Raw genomic sequence first — 21,085 nt, 5'->3', positions numbered from 1 at the left:
ATCCTCGGATGCTCCTTCCGTGCCGGGAAACGGGGAACGTCCACGGTCCCCCGGCCCGGCGGCCGACCGGTGTCCGTCCGGCCGACGGCTTCCCGGCCGGCCGCCGGGCCGTCCGACCGCCGGTCAGGACTCCGCGGGGAGGCTGTCCATGAAGGAGCTCACCGAGAAGACCGCGCGGCCGGGACCCGCCGGGCCGTAGCCGGGAGGCGAGCTGAGACCGTGGGACTCCATGGTCGCGCGGTACGCCTCCAGAAGCCGGATGTGGTACTCCAGCGGCGCGCCCGCCGGGTTCGCCTTACCCAGCGGGGTGGTCGGCTCCGGGCACCAGGTGGTGAAGCGGGGCGTGATGCCGCGCGACATGAAGTACTCGAGGCCCTCGGTGGTCGAGGCGATGGCCTCGTCGACCGTCGTGAAACCGAACGGCTCGGCCATCTCCACGCCCGCCACGAAGTTGGGAATGACGTTGCGCGGGCCGAAGACCTCGGCCGAGTCCAGGATGCGGCGGTGCCACTCGTCGCGGCCGACGTAGCGCTCCTTGCCCGGGCAGTACAGCTCGAACAGCCGCTTGTCCCACACCTCGTAGTTGGGGTGGTAGATCTGGATGCCGTAGTCCTTGAAGCGCTGGACATCAGCCTTGGGCAGCGCCTGGGCGACGACCTTGCCGATCCAGCGGCCCGGGAAGCGCTCCTCGATGGCCTGGGCGTACTGGCCGTAGAAGTCGGCCTCGTCCTTGCCGCCGATGTGCGAGGTGACGGCGCCGCCGGTAAGGGTGTACGCGGTCGACGAGCCGGTCGTGTCGTACTTGTCGATGATCTCCAGCGCCTCCAGCACCTCCTCGACCGGCTTCACTCCGGTGTAGGGGCGGCCGGCGGCCTTGTGCTGGCGCCAGTTGTGATTGATGTCGCAGTACTGGCACTCCTCCTTGGCGCCGAAGTACTGGCAGACACGGAAGACGGTCAGATAGACGAGGTAACCCCACTGGATGGTGGGGGCGACCTCCATCACCGACTTCCCGTTGGAGAGGGTGTGCCGGTAGTACTCGGGCATCGGCGGCAGGCCGACGTCGGCGATCCGGCGGCCGTCGAGGTACAGCCCGAGCATGCCGTCGTCGCCGGCGGCGACCCGGTACGGCGAGGCGGGGTTCACGCGCACCGAGACGACCGTGCGGCGCAGGTCGTACGGGCCGCCGGTGAGGACGATCTCCTCCGGCGGGCGGCGCAGCGCGGCCTCGCCCAGCTCGGGCAGGGTGCGGTGGTCGAAGGAGAAGATGAAGTACGACTTGGGCTTGACCTCGCCGGACGCCTTGTCGCCGGATTCGGTGAGCGCCGAGTCGTCGAAGGCGATGCCGCCGCGCAGGAGGTCTTCCTTGATCACCGCCTCCTTCGGGACGTGCGGGAAACGGTGCATGAGGTCTTCGACCTCGTCGGTGCGGCGGATCATGCGCGGGAACATCTCCTCGGTCGTGCGGGCGCGGACGGGGCCGTGCGGGGTGGAGCCACCGACCTACCCTAGGACGGCGCCGCCGGGGCCGGCATCCGGCCCCGGCCACAAGCCTCCCTCCCCCGTCCGGATGGGGGCCGTTCGACCCGGGCCGAACGTCCCCCGGTCCAGGCCGCACGGACCTTGGCGGAAGGGCGGGCGGGGACTCGAAAGCCCCTCCGGCCCGCCGTCGGCAAGGATCCCCGCGGCCCCCTTCGCTCAGAAGTTGCCGTAGTCGACCTGCCAGGTCGGCAGCCCCATGCGGCGCCAGACGGCGACCACCCGGTCCCGGTCGTCGAGCGAGACCCGTACCGCGTGGCGGTGGCGGACGTGTGTGTCGAACAGCTCGGCCTTCACCAGGTCGTCCGGACGCCCGTCGCCGGACGCCCGCATCCACAGCTCGTCGTACGGCACCTCGTACCGCGCGAGCCATGCCTCCGTCATCTCCCTGTGGTCCTCGCTGCGGCCCGAGAGCAGCACGATCCGGTCCTGATGGCAATCCCGGAAGGCGCGCAGGGCGTCCCGGACGGGGAGGTTCGGCAGGTCGGTGTCGCAGCGGGAGAAGTCGTACGGTCCGCGGTCGCCGCGCAGCGCGAGGGTGCCGTCGATGTCGCACAGGACGGCGGTCGGGAGCGCGGGGTCGGCGACGTACGGGGTGGCGGCGGGACGGTCGTTGAGCCAGTCGCCGGTGAGCCGCCAGCCCCCGCGCACGGCCTTGGCGTGTTTGTCGGCGAGGATCCGGATGATCTCCTCACCGACCGGCCGGGCTCGCTCGGCGTCGCGGCGCACGCACTCCTCGACGGGGACGCCGGTGAAGTCGTGCACCACGAACACGGCGTCGCGGCCGGCGACGGCGGCCTTGAGGCGGCGCGGTATGTGCGGGGTGAGGTGGGTGTTGTCGACGACGACGTCGAAGCCGTCGTCGACGGCGGCCCGGATCGCGGCGTCCTGGATGCCGAGGACGGTCTGCTCGTGGACATGCGAGCGGCGGCCGCCGCCGGGCGGGTCGAGCATGGTGCGCAGGTCGTCGAGGTTGACCCGGCGCATCCGTCCCCCGGACTCCTCTTGGAGGGCGCGGGCGGCGGTGGTCTTGCCGGAAGCGGGCAGTCCGGTCATGACGTGGACCACGGGCACGGTCAGTTCTCCTCGTCGGCGGTGAAGGGGCCGGTGTTCTCGGGGCGCAGCTCGCGCCAGGCCGGCAGGTCGCCGCGGCGGCCGTCGAGACGCAGGAAGAGGGCGGCGCGCAGCCGTCGGTCGGGCAGCGCGGCGACGGCGCGGGCGAAGGCCGCCCGTTCGCCGGCGAGAGGGGCCAGCGTGGCATAGGCCTCGTCGACGGCGCGCTCCCGGGCGGCGAACTCCGTCTCCAGTCCGTCGATCACGGACCGGACCCAGGCGTCGAACTCGTCGGGCACCTGCTCCAGGAGGTCGTCCAGCGGGCGGCCGCCCCGGGCGCGGATGCCGTCGAGCTCGGCCGGGGACAGGCCGAGGGCCTGGGCCAGGATCCTCGTCTCGATGTCGGCGAACCGCTGGATGCCGTGGCCGCGCCAGATGTCGCGCGCGGTGACACCGGTGAGAATCCGGTGCAGCCGTACGTACTCGGCGATCTTGGCCTTGGCACGCAGCCCGGAGGCGAAGCGCAGCACGAAGCCCTCGGCGTCGGTGCCGGTCGCGGGCCGGCCGTCGGGCAGGGTGCTCGACTCGGTCAGCTTCAGCAGCTCGTCGAGCGGCAGCGGCGGGTGGACGGTGACGACCGGGCCCACCGGCCGCCAGTCGCGCGCCGCCTCGGCGAGCGGTATCTCGGTGCCGTCGGTGCCGAACGCGGCGAGCAGCACGAGGTCCCGGCGCTCGCCGTAGTCGACGACGATGCGGTTCGCGGGGTGGACGATCTCGGCGAGGTACGTCACGCCGGGCACGAGCGCGGCCGTGTCGGCGGCGTCGAGCCGGCGCTGCGCCCAGGCCGCCTGGACACTGACGAAGGAGCCGCGGGTGGCGACCAGCCAGCGGCCGTCGTAGTGGAAGACCACACCGAGGCTGCCGTCGACCTTCTCGTACACCTCGAACGGTTCGTCAGGAAGCGGGGGCGCGTAGGGACGACCGAGGGAATGTTCGGAGACATTGAAGAACTTGGGCAGGGGCAGGGCGACGATCCGGCCGGTACGGTCGTCGGCGACCAGGCCACGGCACCGGCTGGTGACCCTGTTCCAGACGCCTTCGAACTGACAGATCCGCGTGTACGTGTAGAGCGACAGCGGCAGTTCCGGATGCGTCTTGCGGACCACGTGTCCGGCCGCGATGGCGGCGGCGAGCTCCTGCGGGGGCAGCAGTTCGTCCAGCGTGAGCGGCGTCGGGTACGCCTGGCTCATGTTTCCCTCCCCTGTTCGAGAACACTCATTCTGACGCCGGTTCCCCCGCCCCACCAGCGAATTCACGGCCGGTCCGAGGTGACCGGTACGGACTGGCGGGTACCGGCGCCCACGGCCGGGGCCGGGATCCGGGCCCGTGCCGGTGAGCGAGCGTGACGCCCCGTAGACTCGCCGCCCGAAGGATGTCGCAGAAGCCCGAGAAAGCGAGCCCATGAATTACGCGGACACCACCTCCCCCATCTACGCAGAGCTCATACGCGAGCAAGGGGACGTTCCCGGCGAGGTCCGCCGGGCCGCCGAGGAGGTGCTGCGCGACCTCAGCCGTGTGATCCAGATGCCGCCGGCCAATCCCGGCCATGTCGGTCCCGGTCCCGGTGTTCCCGCTCAGGCCGCTCCGGCCGCTCCGGCCGCTCCGGGTCATGCCGTTCCGGGCCCGGGTGTTCCGGCTCAGGGTGTTCCGGGCCAGGGCATGCCCGGCCAGGGCGTTCCCCAGGGTGGCCCCGCTCAGATCGGTCCCCCCCAGCTCGGCCCCGGCCCGGGTGCCGCCGTCCAGGCCGGTCCCCGGCCCGGCGGTCCGGTGCAGCCCATGCGGCCGATGCCGCCCCGGCCGCCGATGCAGTAGTCCGGCACGGCACCCGCGATCTTTTGGGGTGTCATGTGCGCGACCGGTCCCGGGTATCCGGTTCGCGATGTGAGCGGCCTCGCCGAACGCCCGCGCGGTGCGCCGCGCGGGCGTCGCGTCGTTCCGGACGGGGCGTCGTGTGACGGAGGCGTACTCCCGTCACGCGACGCCCCGTCCGCTCGGTCTGCCGCGCCGCCCCCTCAGTCCGCCGCGCCGCCCGGCCGGTCCGTGGCCGGAGCGGCGAGGGTGCGCCACAGGAAGGTGTGTTCCAGCGCGCTGTTGTACGCGACCTGTTCGTTGTCGGCGGCCCCCGCGTGGCCGCCGGACAGTGTCTCGTGGAGCAGGACCCGGTGGCCGAGTTCACGCAGCCGCGCCGCGGTCTTGCGGGCGTGACCGGGGTGGACCCGGTCGTCGCGGGTCGAGGTGGTGAGCAGGACGGGCGGATAGGGGCGGTCGGCGGCGAGCCGGTGGTACGGGGAGAGGGCGGCCAGGTGCGGCCGGTCGGCCGGGTCGTCGGGATCGCCGTACTCCGCCATCCAGCTGGCTCCGGCGAGCAGCGTGTGGAAGCGCAGCATGTCGAGCAGCGGCACATGGGCGACGATCGCGCCGAACAGTTCCGGGCTGCGCACCAGCATCGCCCCCATCAGCAGACCGCCGTTGCTGCCGCCCGTGATGCCGAGCCCGGCGGAGGTGGTGACGCCCCGTTCGACCAGGTCGCGGGCGACGGCCTCGAAGTCCTCGTAGGCACGCGGCCGCTCGGCCTTGAGCGCGGCCCGGTGCCAGCGGGGCCCGTACTCGCCGCCGCCGCGGATGCCGGCCACCACGTACGTACCGCCACGAGCGAGCCACGCACGGCCGCGCACGGTGTTGTACGACGGCGTCAGGGACACCTCGAAGCCGCCGTAACCGGTGAGGAGGGCGGGGCCGGGGAGTCCGCCGGAGCGACCCACGACGGTGTACGGGACACGGGTGCCGTCGGCGGAGACCGCGAAGTACTGGCGGGCGGTCAGACCCGTCGCGTCGAAACGCTCGGGTGCCTGCTTGAGGCGCTCGCCCGGCTGTCCGATCTCGCCCCGGTGCAGGGTGGGCGGGAGGAGATGGCCGGTGAGCGAGAGGAAGTACTCGTCGCCGGTGTCCGGATCGGTGTCGGTGAGCGTCGCGGAGGCGAGCGGCGGGATGTCCGCCAGTTCACGGCGTGTCCAGCCGCCGGCCCGCGTGCCGGAGCCGTTGCCCCCGGCACCGGAATCGGCTCCGGGGCGGCCGGGGGTGAGGACGTGCAGACGGCTCGCGACGTCCTGGAGGGTTTCCACGAGGAGGTGGTTGCGGGTCCAGGTGTGGCCGGCGAGGGCCGTCCGCTCGTCGGGGGTGAACAGGACCCCCGGTTCGCGCTGCCCGGCGAGGAACTCCTCGAAGCGGAAGGCGAGCAGCGAGCCCGCGGGCTGCCCGAGCCAGGGGGCCTTGGGGGTGACGAGGAGCCATTCTCGGTACACGGCGCGGTCGGCGTCGTCCGGCACGTCGATCCGGCGCAGGGTGCCGTCCGCCGCGAGCAGGTGCGTCTCGTGGTGGAAGAAGTCCCGCCACTGGCTCACGAAGTCGCGTACGAAGCCCTCCGTGGGATCGCGCCAGGCGAAGACGGAGAGATCCGACACCCCGCCCTCGTGGACGAGTTCCGCGGCGGCGAGCGGGGTGCCACGCCGCCAGCGGCGGACGGTGCGGGGGTAGCCGGAGTCGGTCAGCGAGCCGGGACCCGTGTCCGTGCCGACGAAGACATGGTCCTCGTCGATCCAGCCGATCCGGGTCTTCGCCTCGGGCAGCCGGAAGCCGTCCGGGACGAACGCCCGCTTCTCCAGGTCGTACTCGCGTACGACGACGGCGTCCCCGCCGCCGCGCGAGAGGCGTACCAGCACGTGCCGGAAGGCGGGCCGCAGCACCAGGGCCCCGCCCCAGGTCCAGTCCTCACCCTCGTCCGCGGCCAGCGCGTCGAGGTCGAGCAGCACGTCCCAGTCGGGCGTATCGGTGCGGTACTGCTCCAGGGTGGTACGGCGCCACACACCGCGCGGATGCCCGGCGTCGCGCCAGAAGTTGTAGAGGTACGGGCCGCGCCGGAGGGTGTACGGAATCCGGTCGGGCGCGTCGAGCACCTCCCGCAGCTCGGCGACCAGCGCGCCGAAGCCCTCCCCGTCGGCGAGCGCGGCGCGCGTCTCGGCGTTCCGCTCCCGCACCCATGCGAGCGCCCGCTCGCCCTCCACCTCTTCCAGCCACTGATACGGATCGCTGTCGCTCGTATCCGTCACATCCGTCATGCCCGGCCCTCCACCCCTGCTCGTCCGCGTCGCGGTGATGCGCGCGGGTGTCCTCGTACCCGGGTCGCCGGGGTCGCCGGGGTCGCCGGAATCATCCCGGCTCTCCCTGCTCCTCCGGTTCCCCCGGCGGGATCGTCCAGCACAGGACGGTCCCGCCGTCGCCGGCGCGGCGCAGGGCGGCCGGGTACACCTGCCCGGCGGCCCGCTCTCCCCGGTGCCGCATCGAATGGTCCCCAGAATCCCACCCGAAGCCGAGCACGGGACAGCCGGCCACCTCGACGAGCCCGGCCTCCAGCGGATGGGACCGGCCGGCCCGTTCGACGCGGTGGTGGTCGGTGTGGGCGTCTACCGACCAGACGAGTCCCCGACCGCCGGGCCGCTCGCTCAGCCAGTCCGCCAGGGCGGCGGCCCTCCGCTCCGCCTCGGCGACCGGAAGATCGAACCAGCCCCGCGGCCCGCCCGCTCCCGGCGGCCCGAGTTCCACGCCGCCGAAGCGCGCGTGCGCGGCGTCGGCGTGCAACCCCCAGTAGGAGAGATCGGCCAGGCCATCGTCGGACGGCGCGCCGTGACCGGACCAGGAGTCGAGGGCGACCGCGTCGCCGACCGCCATGCCGCAGCGGTCCACGGGCAGGTCTCCGAGCGGCATGGGTTCCTCACCACGGTCGTCGGGCCAGGGCAGGCCCAGTTCGACCTCCAGGAGCGAGATCACCGGTTCTCCGTCGAAGACGGAGGGCGCCGTGGCGGCCCGGATCCGCAGGGGCCGGTCGGTGGCGGCCGGGACCGCCATCGCCTCGCAGAGCCCGTCGCGCAGATGACCACCCCCGGCGGCCACCGCGTTCCGGGCCCGTTCGGAGAGCGGCGGGCCGTACGTCGCCCAGGCGTCGACCCAGCCGGCCATCGCCAGCACGAGCAGACCCGACGGAGCCGTCACCGCGCCCAGCCCGGTCCAGATCTCTTCGGTGCATGTCTCCCTATTCTCCATGCCGGTCATGGTGAAGCACGGCACTGACATCGGCGTCCGGCCGAGGGCAGGGCCGGTCGCCACAGGACCTCCGCACCAGACGGCCGGATTCCCCTAGCCGCCGGTGCGCGGATCTGCTCCCCCGCGGCCCGGCCCCGGCCCCGCGACGGCGAGATGAGATGAAGGCGGGGACGTCACGCCTCCTTCCTTTTGCCGGAATTGATCTGGTTCCGGATGATGGAGTGCGGAAAGTCCGTCGGGAGGGCCACTGACGGCCCGCATGGCAGGACAAGGCGTGGAAAGGCGGTCTTATCCCGTGTCTCGACCGAGAATCCTCGTGGTGGGCGCCGGTTTCGCCGGGGTCGCGTGCGTACGGCGCCTCCAACGGCGGCTGACCAAGCAGGAGGCGGCGATCTCGCTCCTGTCCCCCTTCTCGTACCAGCTCTATCTCCCGCTTCTGCCGCAGGTCGCCTCCGGGGTGCTGACCCCGCAGTCGGTGGCGCTGTCCCTGCGGCGCAGCGAGAAGCACCGGACCCGGATCATCCCGGGTGGGGCGATCGGCATCGACACGGACGCCAAGGTCTGCGTGGTGCGGACCATCACCGGCGACATCCGCACCGAGCCGTACGACCATCTGGTCCTGGCCCCGGGCAGCATCACCCGCACGTTCGACATCCCGGGGCTCGCCGAGCACGCGCGGGGCCTGAAGACGCTCGCCGAGGCGGCGTACATCCGCGACCACGTGATCGCGCAGCTCGACTTGGCCGACGCGAGCGAGGACGAGGCGGAGCGGGCCGCACGGCTCCAGTTCGTCGTGGTGGGCGGCGGATACGCCGGCACCGAGACGGCGGCCTGTCTGCAGATGCTCACCCACAACGCGGTCAAGCGCTACAGCCGGATCGACCCGGAACTGATCAAGTGGCATCTGGTCGACATCGCACCCGCCCTGATGCCGGAACTCGGGCCGAAGCTGGGCCAGGCCGCCCTCGAGATCCTGCGGCGGCGCGGGATCGAGGTGTCGCTCGGCGTGTCCGTGGCCTCCGTCGACGACGACAACGTGACGCTCACCGACGGCCGGGTGCTGCCCTGCCGGACGCTGATCTGGACGGCGGGGGTCGCGGCGAGCCCGCTGATCGGCACGCTCGGCGCGGAGACGGTGCGCGGCCGGCTGGTGGTCGAGCCGGATCTGACGGTGCCGGGGCTGCCCGGGGTGTACGCGATGGGGGACGCGGCGGCTGTGCCGGACCTGGCCAAGGACGACGCGGGCGCGGTCTGCCCGCCCACCGCCCAGCACGCGATGCGGCAGGGCAAGGTGGCCGCGGACAACCTGGTGGCGGCGCTGCGCGGCGATCAGACCTATCCGTATGTGCACAAGGATCTGGGGCTGGTGGTGGACCTCGGCGGGATCGACGCCGTCTCCAAGCCGATGGGCATCGAACTCCACGGCCTGCCGGCGCAGCTGGTGGCCCGCGGCTACCACTGGGCGGCGCTGCGCACGAATGTGGCGAAGGCCCGGGTGATGACGAACTGGCTGATCAACGCGACGGCCGGGGACGACTTCGTCCGCACCGGATTCCTGGCCTCGAAGTCGGGGACGCTGAAGGACTTCGAGTACACGGACGCGTATCTCACCCCCGAGCAGGTCCGCGCCCACACCGCCTCGCTGCGCGCCGTCGCCTCCTCTTCCTGACCACGCGCGCGTACGCCCCCGGTACACGGGCCACCGCCCGATGGGCGGCCGCCGCGAGCACCTGCACCGCCGCGGCCGCCCCCAGAGCTCCCGGAAGGGAGTGGACAGCGAGCGGACCCCCGACGGCGGCCCCGAGCGCGAACGCGGAGATCTTGACACCGGCACCGGTCGTGGACACCTGGGCCCGCAGTCGCTCCGGCGTCTCCCGGTGACGCACCGCGAACAGGGCGGTGAGCTGCGGCCCTTCGGCGATCCCGGCCAGCAGCGCGGCGGCACCTAGGAGTCCGGCGGCCACCCCCGCGCCGGCCCCGGCGCCCGACCCCGCGGCGAGGCCCGCCGTCGCGAAGGCGACGGCCAGCAGGAGCGGCGCGGCCGCCAGCACGGTGTCGGGTACGAGCGGGCGCCGACGCCGGGCGAGCGACAGGTTCGTGCCGAGGGCGGCGAGGGCGGTGGCGGCGAGCAGCAGCGCGCCGTCGCCCGGCCCGCCCAGGAGCCGCTCCCCGAGCAGCGGGACACAGGCGACGAACACACCCTGGCCAAGGCTGGAGAGCGTGGTGCCCAGGGTCGCGCGGGCGAGCGGCACGGAGCGCAGCACGCAGCCGAATCCGCGCGCCAGGTCCCGGCCCACGCCGTCGAGAGTCACCCAATCGGTCCTGTCCGGGTTCGTGCCGCGATCGGCATGCGCGAGCACCGGATCCGTACGGACCGGTTCCGGACAAGCCGCTTCCGGGCGAGCTGCTTCCGCGCGGTCGGCTTCCGCTGTGCGGTCGGCAGGGGCGGGGGCCGGCTCCGGACCCGCGGCGCGGTGCGGCAGTCCCCGGGTGGCGGGCACGGCCAGCAGGATCAGGGCCGTCGCGGCCACCACGGCGGCGGGGGCGCCGAGCCACCGGGAGAGCAGTCCGGCGAGGGCAGGGCCGAGCAGGCTCGCGGCGCTGAAAGTCGCGGCGTCGAGCGCGTGCGCCCGGGGCAGCCGCTCCGCCGGGACCGCGGCGCCCAGCTGCGCGGTCCAGCCGCCGGCGAGGGCGGGCGCCAGGAGACCGGTGGCGAGCGCGACGAGCAGGGTGAGCGGGAAAAATGCGCCGGCCAGGCCCGCCAGGACAACGGTCAGCCCCGTCGCGTACAGGGTGAGCGCCCAGGCGAGCAGCCGTCCGGGCCGGGCCGCGCGGTCGTGGAGCACTCCGAAGAGCGGTCCGCCGAGCGCGGAGGCGGCCGTCACGGCGGCGAGCAGGGCGGAGGCACCGGCCGCCGATCCGGTCCAGGCGTGGCCGAGGAGCAGCAGGGCCGGGCCGGACATCTCGTCGCCCGTTCGGGCGGCGGTCGCGCCCGCGAGCAGACGCCGTGCCGAGGGCTGCCGCCGCCGGGGCGCCGAGGAGGGGCGGAACGAGGAAGGACGGAACACGGGCGGGACGCTACGGGGGTAACTCAAAACCCCACAACATGCGTTACCTTCACCGAATGCCCCCGTACCCCGCCCCCACCCCGCTGCCGGCCCCGGACACCGCCCGGCACTCCGTTCTCGCCAACTCCCGGCGCGCCGCCGACCTGGTGAACGCGCTGAGCCGGGAGTCTTGCACCCTCGACACGGTCGCCGGGGTGCTGCGCGCGTACGGCGAGAGCGAGCCCCTCGGTCTGACGGAGGCGGACCTGCCGGAACTGCGGGAGGCGGCGGCAAGGCTCCATACCGTCTTCACGGCGGACGGGATCGACACGGCGGCCGGGCGGCTCAACACGCTCCTCGCCGAACGGACCGGCCCGCTCCGCCTCACCTCGCACGGCGGCGCGAGCCCATGGCACCCGCACGTCGACACGGACGACGACGCGCCATGGGCGCGGTGGTTCCTCACCTCCTCCTGCCTGGCGCTCGCGGTGCTGCTCTGGGAACGGGGCCACGCTCCGGGCGGGGTATGCGCGTCCACCGCCTGCCAGGACGTCTTCGTGCCACTGGGCAGCGGCCGCGAGCGGCGGCGGTACTGTTCGCGCCGGTGCGCGACGCGCGAGCGGGTCGCCGCCCACCGCCGGGCCAAGGCCGGCCCCGGCGGAGATGCGGCCGACAGCTCGGCCGGATCTCCGGGCAGCGCGCCGAACGACCCCCGGTAGCCTGGCCGTATGGAAACCGCATCCGTTCTGGTCAGTGCCTGTCTGCGGGGTATCCCGTGCCGCTGGGACGGCGGGGCCAAGCCCTCCGCCGAACTGGACACACTGCTCGCGGGGCGCACGCCGGTGCCGTTCTGCCCGGAGCAGGCGGGCGGTCTCACCACCCCGCGCCGCCCCGCCGAACTGGTCGGCGGCGACGGGCACGGGGTCCTGGAGGGCACCGCGCGGGTGGTGGACGACACCGGCGCCGATGTGACGGACGCGTTCGTCGACGGCGCCCGGCAGGCCCTCGCCGCGGCCCGGGAGGCGGGCTGCGCCGAGGCGGTACTGATGCCGCGCAGCCCCTCCTGCGGGCGGGGGCAGGTGTACGACGGGTCGTTCGGCGGCGGTCTGGTGCCGGGCGACGGGGTCACGGCGGCGCTGTTCGCCCGGCACGGGATCATGGTGACGCCCGCGCCCGGAGTGTGAACCCGCTCCCGCTCCCCCGCCCCGGCCGGTGAGCCAGGGCACGATGAGACGTGACGCCGGCACGGGCCGGCCGGCCGGGGTGCCTGTCGAGGGGGCTGCCACCGGATCGCGTTCTACTCCGCGAGGACCTCGGCGGGGCCCATGACGACGACGGGGCCACGCCCCGGATCGAGGGCGCGGAGCAGTTCCCGCATGTGCTCGCGCGGCAGCGCGACGCACGCCTGGGTGGGGCCGCCGTGGTCGACGTGGATCCACACGCCGCCGCCCTTGTCGTCGCCCAGCGGGCGCTGCTTGTCGAGCGGGGTGGTGCCGGGGACCCGGTTGTAGTCGATGGCGACGACGTAGTCGAAGGAGCCTTCGAGGGGTTCGCCGAGGAAGCCGGTGCCCGAGACCGCGTACAGCGGGTCCTCGTCGTAGGGGATCCGGGATCCCGGGTCGGGAAGCCGACCGCCCGCGTCGCCGATGCGGTACACACCGGTCGGGGAGCGCAAATCGCCCGCCGTGTGGTCGTCGGTCCAGCCGCGCAGGGCGTTGTGGCCGGTCCAGGGGCCGGCCACGGGACGCCAGCGGCCGGCCGGGTCGCGTTCGTAGAGCACGGCGGTGGCCACATTCCCATCGGGGCTGTCGCCGCTGACGACGAGGGCCTGGGTGGTGCCGTCGGGGACGCGGGCCTGAGTGAGCGGGCCGAGGCCGGGCAGGCGCGCGGGAACGGGGGACGGCGGAGCGGGGATACGGGCGGAGGAGGGGCGGCCGTCCTGCTCCTGGGGCTCTTGGGGGTGCGGCGGGCCCGACGGTCTCGGCGGGCCGGGAGCCGGCGGGGCGGCGGGCGGCCGCTGCGCGGTGCAGCCGGTCAGCGCCAGGGTGGCGGCGAGAGCGCAGACGAGCATCGTTGCGGTGCCCTTGCGGACGGGCATGGGTCGGCCACCTCCAGAGCTGGGGGCAATGCGGCCATGCGTACCCGGTCCGCGCCGCCGAGTGTCACCTTGCCCCGGCGCGCCCACCCGTTCGGGCTATATCGGCAAGGCAGTTGACGGCGAGACGGGCCTGCCGCTTGTCTGCCCTCATGACCGACCTGCTCATCGTCCGTGCCATCGCCTCCGACGCCACCCCCGCCGACCCGACCGGCTCCACCACCGGACCCGGCACCGGCCCCGGCGCCGCTCCCCTGACGGACTGGCGGCTGATCCACAACGCCATCATCCCCACGGCCCCGCTCTCCGAGGAGCAGGTACGGGAGCGCGCCGGCCGCAATCTGCTGGACGTCGCCTACGCGGACGGGGTGCCGGTCGGCTGCTCCACCGTCCGCCCGCCGGACGAGGAGACGCCCGCGGCCACCGTCATCTCCCGGATCCTGCCGGAGTACCGGGGCCGGGGATTCGGGACCGCGCTGTACGAGCGGGGGCTCGGGCACGCGCGGACGCTGAGCGAGGCGGGTGTGGAGACCGTGGTGCTCGCGAGCAACACGGAGGGGCTGCGCTTCGCGCGGGCGCGCGGCTTCGTCGAGACCGAGCGCTATCTGCTGCCGGGCGACACCGTGCCATTCGTGACGCTCCGACTCGCCGAACCCGGGACCGGGACCGATCCCGGGTTCGAGGCAACGGCCGCCTCCGGCTGACCGGCCCGCCACCGGGCGGTCGACCGCTGGAAACCCCTGGACGCGGGGCGCGGATCCGGGCACTCTCGTACACATGATCAACGGAATCGAGTTCTCCCCCACCCGGTGAGCGCCCCGCAGGAGCGCGCGGCGCTCACCTCCCGCCCCTCCCTGTACTCCTACGCCCTGCGCCTCGCACAGGAGCAACCCGACCGCCCCTTCGGCGGCGGTCACCCGCTGCCCGACGAACCCCCCGGGCCCGAGCGGGCCGGGCTGCGAGGCGAACACGCCTTCGCCGCCGTCGAGGTGGCGCTCGCTCCCCTCCTCGCCGGACCCGACACCCCGGCCGCGTCGGCGGAGCTGCACCGCTGTCTCGTCGGGCTCCCTGTCGACGACGGCCCCTTGGTCGGCGCCGTGCTCACCATGGACCTCGCCGACAAGGCCGCCGCCCGCGCGATCGGCCGTCACCTCACCCGCACGGGCACCACACGCCGTCCGGTGAGCGTGGGCCTGGCACTGCTGCGGCGACTCGGCGAGCCCGAGGATGTGCCGTACCTCAAAGTTCTGTCCGGGCTGCGTCAACTCTTCGGACTCGTGATGGCGGCCCTGGAGCCCTTGGACGCGCGGACCGCCGCGCTGCGCCGGCTTGATGCCCAGGTCCATTCGCCCGAGACGCGTCCGCTGGTGGACGCGCTGCTGTCGGGAGACCGGCGGGAGATCCGGTCGCGGCTGATCCGGCAGCCGTTGGGCCCCCGGACGATCGGAGCCCGGCAGGCCCGGTGGATCGCCGAAGCCCTCGGGCTGCCCGCGCTGTTGAGCGGGGCCCCCGTCGACCCGCGGCTCCTGGCGCAGGCGGGACGGCTGCTGTCCCGGGTCGCGGACCAGCACGCCGACCGGCCCGAACTCCTGTCCTTGAGCGAGGCCACGGCGGCCTTCGACGCGCTGGTGCGACGGGCCGTCGCGCTACCGCCCACCGTCGAGCACGCCGTCGTCCTCCTCTCCCTCGCCCTCGACCTGCACAGCGGGCAGGCCCATGTGCTGCCCTGGCGCACAGGACAGCGCGAGCAGTTGCTGGACACGCTCGGCGCCCTGATCCTCTACCCGGAATGGACCAGCACCGTCCGCACCGGCCCCGACGCCGATGCCACGCCCGCAGTCCGGCGCCGTGCTGTCTGGCTGCGACACACGGCGGAGCAGGTGTTCGGGGCAGCCGAGCCGCCCGGGCGGCTGCGGATCGAGGTGGCCCTGCCCGATCCGGATGACGCGGGAAGGGTCGAGACCCGCTTCCTTCTCGACGGCCGGCCGCTGCTGCCCGAGGCGTTCGGACACGGCCCGGGCGACGACCCCGGCTACCTGCTGGACCGCGGCGCCCTGCGGGCCACGGCCGAGCCCCGTGAGGTGAAACTCGCGGAGGCCTCGTGCACCGAGGGGTGCTGCGGAGCGCTGTGGGTGACCGTGGTCCGTGCGGACGACACGGTGGTGTGGCGCGACTGGCGTCGCCGGGGAGCGCAGCCCTCCCGCTCCCCCGAACCGCCCGAGTACCGCTTCGAGGCCGCCGTCTACGACGCGGAGCTGACCCGCGCGAGCGGCGACCACGGTTGGGAATGGCCGGGCCGGACCACGGCGCGGCTGCTCGACTCGGCGCTGCGGGCGCGGCCGGATCTCTGGACTCGCTGGGGTCTGACCTTCCTCTCCGCGTACACCGACTTCCGGGACCCGGAGCGGGTGGTGGTGACGTACGCCGAGCACTCGGTGGACGGTTCCCGCCGGTGGTTCGACTGGCGGCCGGCCGACGACGGCCCCCCGGCCGAACGGGTGGCCCGCACGCTGCGCCGGATCGCCGAGGAGGACCCGAGGACGTACGAGGAGTACCGGAACTGACGGCCGCGGGAACGCCGGCTGCCGTCACGGACGGCGGCACGGGCCGCCCAGGGACATGGGGGCGGCGGGGCCCCCGTATCCCTCCCCCGTCCCCGGTGCCCCCGCCGTCCCCCGGCCGTCACAGATCGGTGGCGATGATCTTCTCGATGTTGCGTTCCGCGAGCGCGGTGATGGTGACGAACGGGTTGACGCCGGTACTGCCGGGGATCAGCGCGCCGTCGATCACATACAGACCGCTGTAGCCGCGCAGCCGGCCGTAGTTGTCGGTGGCGCGGTCGAGGACGGCGCCACCGAGCGGGTGGTACGTGAGGTGGTCGCCCCAGATCTTGTACGCGCCGAACAGATCGCTGCGGTAGACCGTGCCCTCCTTGGCGTTGATGGGGTCGAAGATGGTCTTCGCGGCGTCGATCGAGGTCTGCTTCCAGGACCGGTCCCAGGTGAGGTCGACGCGGCCGGTGCCCGGGTTCCAGCGGAACGCGGCGCGGTGCGGGGTCCTGGTGATGGAGAGATAGAAGGACGCGAAGGTCTCGATGCCGGTGGGCAGGGGGGCGACTTCGGCGAAGGCGCCGCCCGCGTCCCAGTTGTCGATGCCGGTGGTGGGCATGGCGGACTGGAGCGCTCCGGTGGGGTCCCACAGATGATTGGCGCGGCCGCACATGACGTTGCCGTTGTCGCCCCAGCCCTGGCCGACCTGGTCGTTCAGGGCGGGCAGGGCGCCGGTGTCCCGGAGCCGGGTGAGGAGCTTGGCGGTGCCCACGCTGCCGGCGGCGAAGAACACCCGGCCCGCCGTCACGGTCTTGGTCTCGACTGTGGCGCCGGTGGTGTCGAGCCGGTTCAGGGCGACGGTGTAGCCGCCACCGGGCGCGGGAGTGACCGTGGTGACCTCGTGGAGCGGGGAGACCGTGACCCGGCCGGTCGCGGCGGCCCGGGCCAGATAGGTCTTCGGCAGGGTCTTCTTGCCGTGGTTGTTGCCGTAGATGACTTCGCCGTCCAGCGCCGACCGGGGCACGGTGCCCGCGGCCTCCTGCTTCATGTAGTCCCAGTCGTAGACATTGGGCACGAAGACGAAGGGGAAACCGGAGCGTTCGGCATGCTTGCGGCCGACACGCGCGAACTGGTAGCAGTCGGTGCTCTCCCACCAGGAGCGGTCCACCGGGGCGACGCCGAGGGCCTGATTGGCGCGGGGGTAGTAGACGTCGTACATCGCGCCGGGGTCGACGGTCGGCAGGAGCGCGGGGAAAATCTCCCGGCGCGGGGTGACGGCCATGCCGCCGTTGACGAGCGAGCCGCCACCGACGCCCCGGCCCTGGTAGACGGTGATTCCGGCGAACTCCTCGGCGTCGAGGGCGCCGGTGTAGCGCGGGATGTCCTTGTCCAGGGGATAGCCGAGGAACTGGCTCAGTGGCTGCTTGGTGCGGGTGCGCAGCCAGAACGAGCGCTGGTCGGGCCGGGTGGTGTTGGCGAAGATCTTCCCGTCGGAGCCGGGGGTCTCCCAGGCCATGCCCATCTCCGCCATATGGACGTCGACACCGGCCTCGGCCAGCCGGAGGGCTGCGACCGAGCCGCCGTAGCCGGTGCCGACGACGAGCACGGGGATCCGGGCCCCCGGCTCGATCGGGCCGAAGAACGCGCGGGCGCCCGGGGCGGTGTCCTCGCGGGCCGCGGCGGCGTGCGCGGGTAAGGCGGTGTGGCCGAGGAGCGCGAGACCGCCGAGGACGGCGCCCGTACCCGTCACGAACCGGCGGCGGGTCGGACCTCGGGTGGCCGCGGCCGAAATGGATCTCTTACTCATGAGGTGTTCCTCACCGTGGGGCGAATGGGAACACGTTGTAGCGGCGGTCCCGCCCGAAGTCACGAGAAACCAACCGGTAACTTACGGCCGGAATACGTCCCCCGGCTCCCCTCGCCATGGGGACGACCGCCGGGGCCGGCCGGGAAGTCGGCGGACACGGGAGGCGGATGCGCCCGAGCCCGTCGCGCCTCAGCGGGCGACCGCGGGCTCGGGCACGTCCGGTCGGTCCGTGCTCGGAGATCCGGTCAGTCGGCCAGGAACGTCTCCATGGCGTCGGCGAGCGCTTTCGGGCTCTCCTCCGGCGCGTAGTGACCCGTGTCCGGCAGCACCGTGAGCCGGGCGTTGGGGTACCAGCGCAGCCAGGTGGACTCCATCGCCTCCCGGCCGAGCGCGGGGTCGTGGGCGCCGACCACCAGCAGGACACGCGCCGGGTGTTCACGGACCCGCTCGTGGAAGTCGCCACGGGCCCAGGAGTCGAGGTAGGCGCGGAAGGCGGTCGCGGAGGAGCGCCGCACCGAGCGGTCGACGAGTGCGGACACCCATGCGTCGCCGTACCGCCCTCCGGTCGTGTTGTCGATGATGGTGTGGCGGTTCCCGGGCTCGTGTTCGGCGCCGGCGAACAGGTTCCAGCTCTCCTCGTCCAGCGGGAAGCCGGAGGCCGGCACCGGGGAGATGCCCACGAGCGACCGCACCCGTTCCGGCGCGTCCAGCAGCATGAGCTGGGCGGCCTTGCCGCCCATGGAGTGGCCGACGACGGAGAAGGTGTCCCAGCCGAGGTTGTCGGCGACCGCGAACGCGTCCGCCGCGACCTCCTCCATGGTGTACGCGCCCTCGACGTCGATCGCCTCCCCATAGCCGCGGCAGTCCACGAAGGCCCAGCTGCCGGCCGCCGGGTCCAGATGGTCGCGCAGCGGGGCGAAGCTCGTACGGTCGCCGAACCAGTTGTGCAGCACCAGGGCGCGGCGCGGGCCGTCACCCACCACGTCGTACGGAAGAACTCGGCCGGTCATCATGCCCCCAGGTCGCGAGACGCTCGTCATCGATGCGTGTCGGGTGTGAGTCGGTGGGTCGGATACGGGCCGGCCGGGCGGTGCGGGTCCCCGGCGCGGGGTCGGGCCACCCGGTGCCCGCCGCCGCGACGGCCGACGCCCGAGTCTCGCGAGCGTCGGCGGCCGGGTCAATGCCCCGCAGGGGTGGTCCGAGCGAAAGGGCGGGCGGGGGCGTCCCTCGCACCGGGGCCTGACGGCGGATCAGCGCCTGCGGTGATGGTGGTCGGTCATCGTCGGCAGGTTGGAGTGCACGGCCATGGTCGAGAAGTTCGAGCGGTCCATGTGGGCCCGCTCCCGGGCGGCCTGTTCGGCGAGGAGGCCGTCGGCGTTCTCGGTGGGCTTGTCGGTCCGGCGCAGCAGGACGGAGATCAGCAGCGCGGCACAGGCCGCGAAGACGCCGAGCAGGATCAGCAACGCGATCATGGTTCCCCCTTTGTCGGGGCGGGCGGACCCGGCATGCCCTGCTCCCCCGTCTCACCCTAACCGGGGCGTCGCCACCGGGAACAGCGGCAATAGGACAACACCCGAGCCAGGGGCCCGTCACCCGGTCGGGGCGCGCGGCGTGGTCGTGGGAGCGGTGCGCGGGGAGGCTGGCAGGACCGGGGGACGTACGGCCGTCCGAGGAGGACATGTGCAGCAGGACAAGCAGCCGGAGTACCGGCCGGTGGTATTCCGCGACCGGACCGCCGGGTTCGCGTTTCTCACCCGGTCGACGGCGACCAGTGACCGGACCATCGAGTGGGACGACGGCGAGACGTATCCGGTGGTGGACGTCGAGATCTCGTCCGAGAGCCATCCCTTCTACACGGGGAAGGCGCGGACCGTGGACAGCGAGGGCCGGGTCGCCCGGTTCGAGCGCCGCTACGGCGACGGGAACGGCTGAGCGGCTGCGTGGCTGCGTGGCTGCGTGGCTGCGTGGCTGCGGCTGAGCGAATCCGATGCCGCGTCCGGTGGGTCCGCCGGGTCCCACCGGACTCCGGTGCGTCCGCCGACCGCTGAGGGACGCACGGCATCCGGGCATGCGACCGCCCCCGGTGCCAGGGTGTGACGCACGGGGGCGGGTGGTCGACGCGCGGCCCGGGGGCCGTGCAGTCGCAGTCGGGTCAGGCCTTGACGACGCCGGACTCGGAGATGCTGATCTTGGCCTTGGTGGAACCGCTGCTGGAGCCGAGGCCCTCGATCTTCTTGACGAGGTCCTGACCCTCGACGACCTCACCGAAGACGACGTGCTTGCCGTCGAGCCAGTCGGTCACGATGGTCGTGATGAAGAACTGGGAACCGTTGGTGTTCTTGCCCGCGTTCGCCATCGACAGCAGGTACGGACGGTCGTGCTTGAGCTTGAAGTTCTCGTCCTCGAACTTCTCGCCGTAGATGCTCTTGCCGCCGGTGCCGTTGCCGCGGGTGAAGTCGCCGCCCTGGAGCATGAAGGCGGGGATGACGCGGTGGAAGGAGGAACCGGCGTAGCCGAAGCCGTGCTCGCCGGTGGCCAGCTCGCGGAAGTTGCGGGCGGTCTTCGGGACGACCTCGTCGAAAAGCTTGAAGGTGATCCGGCCGGCCGGCTCGTCGTTGATGGTGATGTCGAAGTACACGTTGTCGCTCATGGGGACATCCTGTCATCTCCCTGGTCGTGCGCGCGCACGGGCCGCCCCCACCCGCGTGATCGGGCGCCGGCGTGCCCCGCACCGCGTTCGGGGAGGAGGGAAGCGGTACGGGGCACGGGCTCGGCCGGCAGGTCCCGGACGACGGGCCGCGGACCGCCGGTCACAGGCCACCGGATCGGACCGGGACCCGGCCGGCCGAGGTCAGACGAGACCGCCGGCCTGCGGGGTCTGGAGGGCCTGTCCGGCGCCGTCGACCGTCTGGTCCACGAGGGTGCCGAGGCCCTGGTCCTCCTGGAGGAGGCCGGTGACACCACCGGCCGTGCCGCTCGGCTCGGCGGCGGAGGCGTGCGGCGTCGGCGAGACGAGGGCGGTGACGACACCGGCGGCGAGGGAGGCGATGGCGAGCATGCTGCGCTTCTTCATGGCCTGATCAACTGCCGAGGAGTCACCGAGGTTACGCCGCCGGGCACGCCGATCGCGTCCGGCGTGCCGATCGCGGTCGGCCGCACCGGTCACGGCCCGCACGGATCACGGCCGGCCGGGGTGGTCAGTGCTCCTCGTCCGACTCCAGGTAGATCGTCGCCCCGGTCCGCCGGGCCTGGTCGACCTCGACGAGCCGGCGGAAGGAACGGGGGTTCATCTCCCGTTCCCATTCGGCGAGGGTGCGCAGCCGGTATTCGGTGTGTTCCCCGGGGTCGAGGACCACGGCGGCGATCTGGGCGTCGGTCAGCTCGCCGCCGTCGAAGACGAAACCGATGTGGTTGGCCGGCCACTCCTCGCCGCGGTGGGAGATGAAGTGGGTGGCGAGGAGGCGCTGCGGGCCCTCGAAGATCAGCCCGGTCTCCTCCCGGCATTCCCGGACGGCCGTCTCCCAGGGGGTCTCCCCCGGGTCCATGTTCCCGCCCGGCCACTGCCACAGGTCCGGTTGCCAGGTGGCGCGAAGCTGGAGGGGGCGGCCGTGGGTGTCGGTGAAATAGAAGCAGGCGTACGCGGTCGCTCTGGGGAGCGTCGCGACGAACTCGGCGGGGGGCAGCCAGGTGGTCGCCATGGGCGGCTCTCTCTCGACGGGCGGATGGGTCAGTCCTCATCCAAGCGGGCGGCGCGGCCCCGTCGGGCCCGGCGCGTGTCGATCACCGGATCGTGTGATCACCCGGTGGTGCGGCATGGACGGCCCGCCGGAGGGGGCGG

Annotated in this window: 20 protein-coding genes; 7 read left to right on the top strand and 13 right to left on the bottom strand. The window is 73.2% G+C overall.

All coding sequences use genetic code 11. The annotated features are described in order from the left end of the window. Window positions 1-123: 123 nt before the first annotated feature. The 3 genes from ACGFRB_RS24650 to ACGFRB_RS24640 form a co-directional block, all read right to left on the bottom strand. Window positions 124-1,440 carry a radical SAM protein gene (locus ACGFRB_RS24650; RefSeq protein ID WP_363010764.1) on the bottom strand — a complete coding sequence of 439 codons (1,317 nt, stop codon included), beginning with the start codon at window positions 1,438-1,440 and terminating at the stop codon, window positions 124-126. A 258-nt stretch (window positions 1,441-1,698) separates the two neighbouring features. After that, complete coding sequence (locus ACGFRB_RS24645) at window positions 1,699-2,613, bottom strand: AAA family ATPase (protein ID WP_393245967.1); 915 nt, start codon at window positions 2,611-2,613, stop codon at window positions 1,699-1,701. 2 nt (window positions 2,614-2,615) lie between these two features. Continuing rightward, the gene (locus ACGFRB_RS24640) at window positions 2,616-3,842 is read right to left on the bottom strand and encodes a T4 RnlA family RNA ligase (protein ID WP_393245965.1); all 1,227 of its coding nucleotides are present in this window, start codon (window positions 3,840-3,842) and stop codon (window positions 2,616-2,618) included. A gap of 211 nt (window positions 3,843-4,053) precedes the next feature. Between ACGFRB_RS24640 and ACGFRB_RS24635 the strand changes: the two genes are divergently transcribed. Continuing rightward, on the top strand, window positions 4,054-4,464 hold the full coding sequence (locus ACGFRB_RS24635; RefSeq protein WP_393245963.1) for a hypothetical protein: 411 nt from the start codon (window positions 4,054-4,056) through the stop codon (window positions 4,462-4,464). A gap of 200 nt (window positions 4,465-4,664) precedes the next feature. On the opposite strand, the gene ACGFRB_RS24630 is transcribed toward ACGFRB_RS24635, so the two are convergent. Then, window positions 4,665-6,767 (bottom strand): prolyl oligopeptidase family protein, encoded by a 2,103-nt coding sequence (locus tag ACGFRB_RS24630; RefSeq protein WP_393245961.1) that lies wholly within the window; start codon window positions 6,765-6,767, stop codon window positions 4,665-4,667. 91 nt (window positions 6,768-6,858) lie between these two features. Then, window positions 6,859-7,749: a hypothetical protein gene (locus tag ACGFRB_RS24625; protein ID WP_393245959.1), complete on the bottom strand. Its 891-nt coding sequence runs from the start codon at window positions 7,747-7,749 to the stop codon at window positions 6,859-6,861. 295 nt (window positions 7,750-8,044) lie between these two features. Between ACGFRB_RS24625 and ACGFRB_RS24620 the strand changes: the two genes are divergently transcribed. Beyond that, window positions 8,045-9,418 carry an NAD(P)/FAD-dependent oxidoreductase gene (locus ACGFRB_RS24620; protein WP_393245957.1) on the top strand — a complete coding sequence of 458 codons (1,374 nt, stop codon included), beginning with the start codon at window positions 8,045-8,047 and terminating at the stop codon, window positions 9,416-9,418. Here ACGFRB_RS24620 and ACGFRB_RS24615 read toward each other — a convergent pair. Further along, window positions 9,357-10,817, bottom strand: coding sequence for an MFS transporter (locus ACGFRB_RS24615; RefSeq protein ID WP_393245955.1), 1,461 nt, complete (start codon window positions 10,815-10,817; stop codon window positions 9,357-9,359). The genes ACGFRB_RS24620 and ACGFRB_RS24615 overlap by 62 nt on opposite strands. Window positions 10,818-10,873: 56 nt before the next feature. Here ACGFRB_RS24615 and ACGFRB_RS24610 point away from each other — a divergent pair, with 56 nt between their 5' ends. Together ACGFRB_RS24610 and ACGFRB_RS24605 are read left to right on the top strand one after the other, a co-directional pair. Beyond that, on the top strand, window positions 10,874-11,515 hold the full coding sequence (locus ACGFRB_RS24610) for a CGNR zinc finger domain-containing protein (protein WP_393245953.1): 642 nt from the start codon (window positions 10,874-10,876) through the stop codon (window positions 11,513-11,515). Window positions 11,516-11,524: 9 nt separating this feature from the next. After that, window positions 11,525-11,980, top strand: a complete 456-nt coding sequence (locus tag ACGFRB_RS24605) for a DUF523 domain-containing protein (RefSeq protein WP_363010746.1) — start codon at window positions 11,525-11,527, stop codon at window positions 11,978-11,980. Window positions 11,981-12,093: 113 nt separating this feature from the next. Here the strand turns inward: ACGFRB_RS24605 and ACGFRB_RS24600 are convergent, their stop codons facing one another. Continuing rightward, a complete protein-coding gene (locus ACGFRB_RS24600; protein WP_393245951.1) occupies window positions 12,094-12,894 on the bottom strand; it encodes a L,D-transpeptidase family protein in 801 nt (266 codons plus the stop codon). Window positions 12,895-13,043: 149 nt separating this feature from the next. On the opposite strand from ACGFRB_RS24600, the gene ACGFRB_RS24595 reads away from it, so the two are divergent. Continuing rightward, window positions 13,044-13,595 (top strand): GNAT family N-acetyltransferase, encoded by a 552-nt coding sequence (locus ACGFRB_RS24595; protein WP_393245950.1) that lies wholly within the window; start codon window positions 13,044-13,046, stop codon window positions 13,593-13,595. A gap of 105 nt (window positions 13,596-13,700) precedes the next feature. Then, a complete protein-coding gene (locus tag ACGFRB_RS24590; protein WP_393245948.1) occupies window positions 13,701-15,455 on the top strand; it encodes a hypothetical protein in 1,755 nt (584 codons plus the stop codon). A gap of 118 nt (window positions 15,456-15,573) precedes the next feature. Here the strand turns inward: ACGFRB_RS24590 and ACGFRB_RS24585 are convergent, their stop codons facing one another. From ACGFRB_RS24585 to ACGFRB_RS24575, 3 genes are all read right to left on the bottom strand, one after another. Next, complete coding sequence (locus ACGFRB_RS24585; RefSeq protein ID WP_393245946.1) at window positions 15,574-17,247, bottom strand: GMC oxidoreductase; 1,674 nt, start codon at window positions 17,245-17,247, stop codon at window positions 15,574-15,576. Between the two features lie 245 nt (window positions 17,248-17,492). Beyond that, entirely contained in the window at window positions 17,493-18,257 is a 765-nt protein-coding gene (locus ACGFRB_RS24580) for an alpha/beta fold hydrolase (protein WP_393246010.1), read from the bottom strand. 240 nt (window positions 18,258-18,497) lie between these two features. Beyond that, complete coding sequence (locus ACGFRB_RS24575) at window positions 18,498-18,719, bottom strand: hypothetical protein (protein ID WP_363010737.1); 222 nt, start codon at window positions 18,717-18,719, stop codon at window positions 18,498-18,500. Between the two features lie 208 nt (window positions 18,720-18,927). Between ACGFRB_RS24575 and ACGFRB_RS24570 the strand changes: the two genes are divergently transcribed. Continuing rightward, window positions 18,928-19,179: a type B 50S ribosomal protein L31 gene (locus ACGFRB_RS24570; protein WP_393245944.1), complete on the top strand. Its 252-nt coding sequence runs from the start codon at window positions 18,928-18,930 to the stop codon at window positions 19,177-19,179. 220 nt (window positions 19,180-19,399) lie between these two features. On the opposite strand, the gene ACGFRB_RS24565 is transcribed toward ACGFRB_RS24570, so the two are convergent. The 3 genes from ACGFRB_RS24565 to ACGFRB_RS24555 all read right to left on the bottom strand — a co-directional run bounded on the left by ACGFRB_RS24565 (window position 19,400) and on the right by ACGFRB_RS24555 (window position 20,945). Next, entirely contained in the window at window positions 19,400-19,897 is a 498-nt protein-coding gene (locus tag ACGFRB_RS24565; RefSeq protein ID WP_393245942.1) for a peptidylprolyl isomerase, read from the bottom strand. 201 nt (window positions 19,898-20,098) lie between these two features. Next, window positions 20,099-20,320, bottom strand: a complete 222-nt coding sequence (locus tag ACGFRB_RS24560) for a hypothetical protein (RefSeq protein WP_363010731.1) — start codon at window positions 20,318-20,320, stop codon at window positions 20,099-20,101. A 124-nt stretch (window positions 20,321-20,444) separates the two neighbouring features. Beyond that, window positions 20,445-20,945 (bottom strand): NUDIX hydrolase, encoded by a 501-nt coding sequence (locus tag ACGFRB_RS24555; RefSeq protein WP_363010729.1) that lies wholly within the window; start codon window positions 20,943-20,945, stop codon window positions 20,445-20,447. Between the last annotated feature and the right edge of the window lie 140 nt (window positions 20,946-21,085).

It is taken from the genome of Streptomyces sp. NPDC048718, assembly GCF_043198875.1.
Classification (GTDB): Bacteria; Actinomycetota; Actinomycetes; order Streptomycetales; family Streptomycetaceae; genus Streptomyces.
The sequence above is the reverse complement of the archived record's forward strand: the minus strand, read 5'-3'. Positions and strand labels throughout refer to the sequence as shown.